Source organism: uncultured Clostridium sp. (assembly GCF_910588715.1).
Classification (GTDB): domain Bacteria; phylum Bacillota; class Clostridia; order Clostridiales; family Clostridiaceae; genus Clostridium.
Genome location: NZ_CAJURG010000018.1, coordinates 1 through 7305, shown reverse-complemented (window position 1 = coordinate 7305; position 7305 = coordinate 1). Strand labels below are relative to the sequence as shown.

Annotated in this window: 6 protein-coding genes and 2 pseudogenes; 7 read left to right on the top strand and 1 reads right to left on the bottom strand. The window is 29.3% G+C overall.

Annotated elements, in window-relative coordinates:
- The 6 genes and pseudogenes from QZ321_RS12210 to QZ321_RS12185 form a co-directional block, all read left to right on the top strand.
- A pseudogene (locus QZ321_RS12210) lies at positions 1–368 on the top strand (hypothetical protein); the annotation flags it as partial.
- A gap of 152 nt (positions 369–520) precedes the next feature.
- Positions 521–1174: a hypothetical protein gene (locus tag QZ321_RS12205; RefSeq protein WP_294197000.1), complete on the top strand. Its 654-nt coding sequence runs from the start codon at positions 521–523 to the stop codon at positions 1172–1174.
- 251 nt (positions 1175–1425) lie between these two features.
- Positions 1426–1725 (top strand): 23S rRNA methyltransferase, encoded by a 300-nt coding sequence (locus QZ321_RS12200; RefSeq protein ID WP_366665124.1) that lies wholly within the window; start codon positions 1426–1428, stop codon positions 1723–1725.
- A 17-nt stretch (positions 1726–1742) separates the two neighbouring features.
- Positions 1743–3311 carry an AAA family ATPase gene (locus tag QZ321_RS12195; RefSeq protein ID WP_294196999.1) on the top strand — a complete coding sequence of 523 codons (1569 nt, stop codon included), beginning with the start codon at positions 1743–1745 and terminating at the stop codon, positions 3309–3311.
- On the top strand, positions 3292–4485 hold the full coding sequence (locus QZ321_RS12190; protein ID WP_294196998.1) for a hypothetical protein: 1194 nt from the start codon (positions 3292–3294) through the stop codon (positions 4483–4485). Before QZ321_RS12195 ends, QZ321_RS12190 begins: the two co-directional genes overlap by 20 nt.
- 53 nt (positions 4486–4538) lie before the next feature.
- Positions 4539–4730 (top strand): hypothetical protein, encoded by a 192-nt coding sequence (locus QZ321_RS12185; RefSeq protein WP_294196996.1) that lies wholly within the window; start codon positions 4539–4541, stop codon positions 4728–4730.
- Positions 4731–4809: 79 nt separating this feature from the next.
- On the opposite strand, the gene QZ321_RS12180 is transcribed toward QZ321_RS12185, so the two are convergent.
- On the bottom strand, positions 4810–5973 hold the full coding sequence (locus QZ321_RS12180; protein ID WP_294196994.1) for a hypothetical protein: 1164 nt from the start codon (positions 5971–5973) through the stop codon (positions 4810–4812).
- A gap of 592 nt (positions 5974–6565) precedes the next feature.
- Here QZ321_RS12180 and QZ321_RS12175 point away from each other — a divergent pair.
- A pseudogene (locus QZ321_RS12175) lies at positions 6566–7285 on the top strand (amidoligase family protein).
- Positions 7286–7305 lie beyond the last annotated feature (20 nt).

Here is a 7305-nt window from a genome sequence, read left to right as displayed (position 1 = left end):
ATGAAGATAAGGAGTTGACAACTGCGCGTTATGTAAAAAATATTGTAAAAGAAACGTTGTGCAACTCTGAGGTTTATAAAGAACGATTGGAGCAAATAGAATGGGATAAATGTTGGACTATCAAGTATGCAGAAATTAATGGCATAGGATTTAATATTGATATTGTACCGGCAGTTCCGGAATCAGAAGAAATAATCCAGGAATTAAAAAGTAAAAATTTATGTAGTGATGATGCAGATTTAGCGGTGGCCCTTACTAATAAACGAGGAGAGTCATATCATTGGTTTACGAGTAATCTGCATGCATATAAGAATTGGATTGAAAGAATCAACAGACCTTTTTTGGAATTTGAGAGGGAAACACGTTGAAAAATTCTTTTGGAAAAGAGCAGGACAGTATATAATAGTATTGAAGAAATTCCAAATGGAATGGAGCGTTCTGCCCTACAGAGAGTTATTCAAATCTTAAAATATCATAGAGATGTATATTATTGTAGGATTAAGAAAGAAAGTCGTGTGAAATGAACAATGTGTTTCAATTTATAAAAAAACTTGGTGTTTTTTTAATACTTTTTTTGGCACCCATTGCAGTTATCGCAGTATTTGCTGTTAAAGAATATGCTTTAGAGCAGATTGATTTATCAGCCGGTGATTGGGCTGGCTTATGGGGATCAGCATTTGTATATTGGGGAACTGTTATTCTTGGAACACTTGCTTTTTGGCAAAATACACAGGTTCAGGAAAATAATGATTTATTAATAAATTTTGAAAAAAATAAAGTGGCTCCTGTTTTTTCTTTATTATTGGAGGGATATCAGGGGATGCTTCAAAAGTTGAAATTTAAATTAACAAATTGTTCGGATAATCTTGCTTGTAATCTTAATGTGTCTGATTTGGAAATTCATAAGATAACAGTACAAGGGGATTCTGTTTTTATTAGTAGAACACCTATTGTAAATTCTGATAAAATCAGTATTTTAGAAACTCATTCACACATTAATTTGGAATATAATAATTCTGTTACAAGAGCAAATGGTGAAATGATTTTATTGATTATAAAGATTACAGCATCAGATATTATAGGATTGACAAGAACCACAATAGTTAATATTTATATTGGAGATAGTCTAAAATGTAAATATGAATACAAAATAGAACATATTACGGGAGCATAAATTTTGAATTGTACTTTATAATTTGGAAACAAGTTGTAGAGTGCTTTTAAATTATCTGAAATGCTGTATAATAAGAATATACTTGGAAAATAGTGAATGATTATTTGTAAGAAACAAACGAATAGACCTGTTCTTATATATAAAAGTTGTTAAAAGTTAATTATCTTAGCTAATGGATATGTTTCCACAAACGAACTGAGAAAAATGACATACTTCCTATCCTCTCGTGCGATGTGGAGACGGTTGTACTTTTGTCCAAACTTAGACCTGATGACTATGTGGAAGTAGATTTAGAGCTGGATGAATTGGATTTGATATCAGCAGAGAAAAAGGCTACTTATCAGAAGATTAAAGATTATGTTTTGGATAAGTATGGGGTAAAGGTGCATACGAGGTATATTGCTGAGGTTAAGCGGATGTGTGGTATTGAGATGGGCGAGAATTATAATAAGTCTAAAAAGGAAGAGCCTGAAGTGAAACATTGTCCGAAAGAAAAGGTAGAGTATATCAAGGATGCGTTGAGGTATTTTGGTATAAAAATATTATTATAATTTAAGAGGTATATATTATGGAAAAAATAGGTGTTAAGAATTTTAGATCATTAAGAAATATAAGTAATATAGATATAAAGCCAATTACAGTTTTGGTTGGAAAAAATAGTTCAGGGAAAAGCTCGTTTATTAGAATAATTCCTTTGATAAAGCAAAGTATAGAAACTAAAATATCGGAACCATTATTATGGTATGGAAATTTTGTTGATTTAGGTGATTTTGAGGAATGTTTATCTAAAGGTAAAAATACTAAAACAGATGAGATAGAATTTTCTTTTAGTATTGTACTTAGAAAAAATACTATTAGAATAATTAGCAGAAGATTTTATGATGAACTAGAAAAAGATGTACATATAGAACTAAAAATATCAATAGGTCAAAATCTTTTTAAAAGTGTAGAAATAAACTTTTTTGATCAAAATATTAAAATAAAATACGGAAAAAATGATATAGTAGAAAGTGTTTTAGTAAATGGAAGTAGTGTTTTGGATGAGTTGATTCCTAATAAAAAATTTTATAGAGAACCAAATACATTAATTCCTACAGTGAATTTTATAGATGAAGAAGGTCATTTTCAAAGATTGGGTAGTTCTAGGTATTGGGGACCAACTATTTTTGAAAAAGAAATTGTAAAGAAGTTTAAAGAAAAAGCATATCGGACAACAAATGAGGAAAATATATATAAGATTAGTCAACGAATTTCAATTGGAAGTAAAGAAAATGTTTTAAATTACATAAAACAATTAAAGTTTCCAAGTAAATTATATCAAGAACTTCAAAATTTGGAAATAGATGAAGAGTATTTTAAAGAATTAAACAATTTGATCATAGCTAATTCTGTTGAGGAGATTATTGAAATGGTCAATTTAGGAATGCGTTTGGAAATGCGTACAGTAAAATATATAAAACCAATTCGCGCAATGGTTGAAAGATACTATCGAGTTCAAGGATTAAGTATTGATGAATTGGACTCTTCTGGAGAAAATTTACCTATGTTATTACATAGTTTGAAATCAGAACAAAGAAAAAAATTTGAAAAGTGGGTTTCTGATAGATTTGGAGTTTCGTTTACCTTAATAGATAGAAAAGGTCATATCTCGTTATTATTAAAGGATAATGAAACTAATGATACATATAATTTAGCTGATGTGGGATATGGATATTCTCAAGTTTTACCTATTTTAATGCAAATATGGTTGAATTTTTATGAGAACGACAAAAATATCTTCAATAATGAAAAAGTGACAATAATTATTGAACAACCAGAATTGCATCTTCATCCAGCCTTTCAAGCAAAATTAATAGATGTTTTTGCTGAAATGTTAGAAGAAGCTCATAGAATACATAAAGATTTAAAAATTATTTTTGAAACACATAGTGAAACTATGATTCAAAGAATAGGATATTTAATTGCAAAGGGATATTTAAGTAGTGATGATGTAAATATATTAGTATTTGATAAAGATAAAAATGAAACAAATATTTCACCAAAGCAATATACGAGGGATGGGTTTTTACAAGAATGGCCTATGGGATTTTTTACACCAAATAAGAGGGTTAAAAGAAATGATAATAGAGATAGATAATTCAATAGTAGAATACTTAGAGAAAAATAAGAATAAAATTAATTATACAAATAAAGTTGTAGTTGCAATTAACTCTATAATAAAGTCATTTGCAATTAAAAAGCATATAATGTTTGCAAATATTGAAATTTTAGAGTTTTTGAGCGAAAATCAATTAATAGAAAAATTTAATAAAAATGTGGTGTTGTGGTTGATTCAAAGATATTCTTCAGTTGGGATGTTTGTCAATAGTGTAGATAAAAGAGTAGTAGCATATAAAAGTAAATTAAGAAGTGATATTTATTATTTAAATGATAGATATTATGTTCCAATTGAAAAGTTCATAAGTATTAATTGTACACAACTTCTGACTGAAAATGATAAAGATGCAGAATTTTTTGTTGATATTGCAACAGAAGTTAATAATAAGGTATTTAAATTTACAAATATATCAATAGAATATGATGGAAGATCATATAGTGGGGGTAATATAGAAACTGTAGCTAGTGAAGTGGTGAGAAAATTTAATATATCTTTATGTATTGCAGATAGTGATAAAGATTATAAAGATGATGATAAAGGAAGTACGTTAATAAAAGCAATAGAAGTTGTTAAAAAGTATGAGAAAAATAATGTGATTTCACTTTTGCCGTTGAAAGTTAGGGAAAAGGAAAACTTACTTCCACCAATATTATATATAAGAATACTAAATCATTCTAAAAAATTTTTGGATTTGTTAAATAAAAAGCTAGAGAGTGAAGAATTATTAAGATTTATTGATATAAAAGATGGTTTTAAAGCTAAGAAATTTAATAGTGTGAATGAAAAGTGGCATAAGTTATATGATGATTTCTTAATAGAATGTGATGCTCAAGGTATTCTGAATTGTTCATTAAATGAATTATTAACAAAGGATGAAGATTACATATTTTTAAATGGAATTTTTGATAAAGCAACAAATAAAGTTGATACATATTTGTTTCGTGAGGGTGTAAATAATAGGTTAAAACAAATGAAAGAAATAGATTCAATACCTAGTGAAGCGTTAAAAGCAGAAGAAGAAAATTTAGAACTAAGTAGGAATATTTTTGAGTGTTTACCAGATTACTTAAAAAGAGATTGGATTGAGATAGGTAAAACTATTATTCAATGGTGCTGTAGAATATCAGATGAAGAGATGTCTGTTTTTAGTTAATTATTGGTATAAATAAATATTTTGAGGATATTATTATAATTAGAGGTGGAATTATGAATAATATTCAAAATGGTAAAATTTTAAAAATAGAAAATATGAATAACGGGGTTCAATCAGCAATAATTATTTTAGGAACAGATAATCATGTTTATTTAATAACAGTTACTCCTACATCAAAATTTTGCATTACAAATGAAGGCTTACTTAATGAAAAATATAATGAAAATGGTGAGTTGATATTATAACAGGTTTAATGTCAATGAGTTTTTATAAAGATTTAGATGCCCCACATTAAGTATTTACATAATATGTGGGGCTATTATTTTACAACAAATCCTGTTCAAAATCAGTCCATTGGAATTGAGTTTCCCCATCATACTCTTGATTGTTGATAAGCAATTCTGTATCTTCTTTCAGATGGATTTTTTGAAAATAGAAGTTTTTATCCATAAAATAAACCCCTAATTTCATCTTCATTATCTTTAATTTATCTTCAGTAGATTTTATAGTATCAGATTTAGGAGCAGAGCTGCGGCAGTAATAAATAAATGGATACACTGCCAGTTGAAGAAGATTGGCTACCTTGCCATGAAATGGCTCATAGCGATATCCCTTAATTGCACATTCTTTTTCTGAGCCGATATATGGAACATCCAATAATACCAGCTTAGGAGTGTCATTTTTTAAATATGTAAGGCAGTCTGTTTTAGTAATAATAGCACTTTGCAACTTTAAGTGTGCTGGTAGAAATTTCAAGATTCTTGAAAATATTTTGTCAGAGCCTTCAATCTGAGCCTTATCAATGCATTGTAGCAAAAACATTTTATAGGCAATTTCAACATTACAATCGACTTTTTTATAATTTTGACGTTTTTCTTCATAGGCTTTTGTAGCATCTTTATAAATATGTAGTTTCTCATTTTTATTGTTGCTTTGTTCAATAAAAGTCATATCTGTATCTAGTATCATCTTTATCAGTTTTAGGGGTTCTGATTTTAGCACATTTAAAAAGTTAGTACGCAATGCACTCATATCATTCAGGATTACTTTTTTCCACTCATAAGTTTCTAAGCCAAAGAAAAGCGAGCCTGTTGCACAGCAGGCATCAATCAATACCATATCTTTGTGGGAAAGTAACATATTATCTACAGCTTTAGCAGTTGCCTTTTGCATGGTATAGTTTTTTGAACCAACAATTGTGTATAGTGGTGATATGCAATCAGTATAAAAGTTTAAAGGAAGGTGCAGATAGTCTACAATAGCACGTTCCACAATCTGGCTATAACTTAATTTTTTATATACATTTTTCAAGTTTTCCATTAATTTTCCATATATTGAAATTGTTTTGAAGATATAATTTTCTTCTGCTAAATCTGTTAGATTATCTACTAATAAATACAAATTATCTTTGCATCGCAAAGAATGCTTCTTTTTGTATAAAGCTAATAAAAGAATTATGAGTAGACAATCAGTATCACAGTAAGCCATATTGAAATCTTTTTTTGACCTTTTCTTTCATCTGTTTCCATAGTTTCTTGTTCACCTTAATTTTGATATCTTTTTTTAGCATATTTTTTCACACTCCTTAGGCACTTATTCTGCTTAAGGGAAAAATTTTGCATCTCATAGAAAAGAAGCATATGCTCAGATAGAAAAACAGCATATCAAAATACAATGAATTTCTACTTAGACAATATTTCCCCCAAGATAAATAAGTTAGAGTCATATTAAGAAATAGAAAAAAATATAGAAAAAGACTTAGAAGGCGGTATTATAAAAGAAAATTTTTAGAAAAATAGCGGTAAATAAGAGAAAAATTTTAATCAAAAAAGCGGTATTTGATGAAGTAAAAATATTATATGAAAATAAACAGGAAGAATAAGAAAGTTCTATTTGATGTATAAATGGATTTGTGCCAATACAGTAGAATTGCTGCACAAACACTGTAAAGATATGAGCAACATTTTTGTCTACTTTAGAGTGCAGAAATAAATTGCAGTACCTGCACACTAGAGTTAACATACAAACCAACTTAAAAAGAACAAATGTACATAACGTGCAAGATTGGAGGATATGTATTATGAAGGCACAGAAATTTGGAATTGAGATTGAAATGACAGGAATAACAAGAAAAAGAGCAGCGGAGGTAATAGCACAGTATTTTGAGACAACATTTGTGTATGCAGGAGGTACATATGATGCCTATGAGATTCGGGATAAAAAGGGGTATATTTGGAAATGTATGAGCGATGCCTCTATTGCTTGCCAGAAAAAGACAGCAGGCGGTAAGGTGTTTGCCAGCAAACAATATTCTGTAGAGGTTGTCAGTCCAATATTAGTCTATGAGGATATCGAAGATTTGCAAGAGATTGTAAGATAACTCCGACATGCTGGTGCATTTGTCAATCAGAGCTGCGGGATTCATATTCACATTGATGCAAAACCACATACGCCAGAAACATTGAAAAATCTGGTTAATCTGATGGCTCAAAAAGAGGACATCTTGTATAAGGCATTACAGGTTTCTTCAGAGCGTTTGAGATACTGCCAGAAGGTCAATGAGAGGTTAATTGATGTGATTAACAGGAAAAAGCCAAAGACATTGGAAGAATTAGCCAATATGTGGTATTTTGACACAATCAGTTCAAGGACTGCTCATTATAATGAAAGTCGGTACAGAGGTTTAAATCTGCATGCAACCTTTACAAAAGGAACAGTTGAGTTTCGACTGTTTAATTCTACCATGCACGCTGGTGAGGTGAAGGTGGATTGTCAACACTTTTTTAGACAACTTTTTTAAGGTTGTTTTGCCTGTATTGT